The organism is Staphylococcus sp. 231237_7MaSpsaltlick, assembly GCF_043107035.1.
On record NZ_JBICNX010000253.1, the window covers coordinates 1 to 638 of the forward strand.

Genomic DNA, 638 nt, shown 5'->3' on the forward strand with positions numbered 1-638 from the left:
TAATTTGAATGTCTGTATGCTTGTCATGGCTATTTTCTAAATGCTTTATATTTATGGGTGTCGTAATATTGGAGTATAAATTCACAAAATTAATTGAACCTGATTTATCCATTTCAGAGATTTTATTCATAACCAGTTGTGTAGTTAAATCTATATTGAGAACACCCTCGTAATGGGGATACATAGTAATGATCGTTACAGTTTGTTTGTCGCTGTTCCATATCTTCTTAAGCAAATATCGGTGCTGTTTGTCATCACTGAAAATAGCTTCAGTTTCTAATACACTTTTTATTGTTTGCATGATTGAGGCCTCCTATTAATATTCTTCGGGTAGTAACATGACATAATAAGAAAGGTCTACGTCATCTTCTCTGATAACGTAGACCTTATTAATATTGATAGCTTTTGAATAATTTGCCTTATGAATTTTGACGTACTCTGGACGTTCTTGCTTATGTTTGATATATAATTGACTACTATGCATATTGAACTGGAATATATGAAAATAATCCAATGATTCATTGTCATCGAATTGTTCTTGTTCTCGTTGAGCTATGAGCCTCCATAATTGTTGCTGTAATATTGCTGGTAAGTAATTGGCAATACCTCGTGTAATATAACGTTCCATACTCATTTCT

The 638-nt window shown here is 32.3% G+C and carries 2 protein-coding genes; both read right to left on the reverse strand.

Going from position 1 to position 638, the window contains the following annotated elements:
• Positions 1 to 301 (reverse strand): DUF1643 domain-containing protein (locus ACF91D_RS31280; protein ID WP_392438628.1); only part of this gene is annotated, 301 nt, incomplete at its 3' end.
• A 15-nt stretch (positions 302 to 316) separates the two neighbouring features.
• Complete coding sequence (locus tag ACF91D_RS31285) at positions 317 to 628, reverse strand: DUF960 family protein (protein WP_392438630.1); 312 nt, start codon at positions 626 to 628, stop codon at positions 317 to 319.
• Positions 629 to 638 lie beyond the last annotated feature (10 nt).

Excerpts from the sequence above, each read along its gene's own strand:
- ACF91D_RS31285 (WP_392438630.1), bottom strand. The coding sequence starts at position 628 with ATGGAACGTTATATTACACGAGGTATTGCCAATTACTTACCAGCAATA.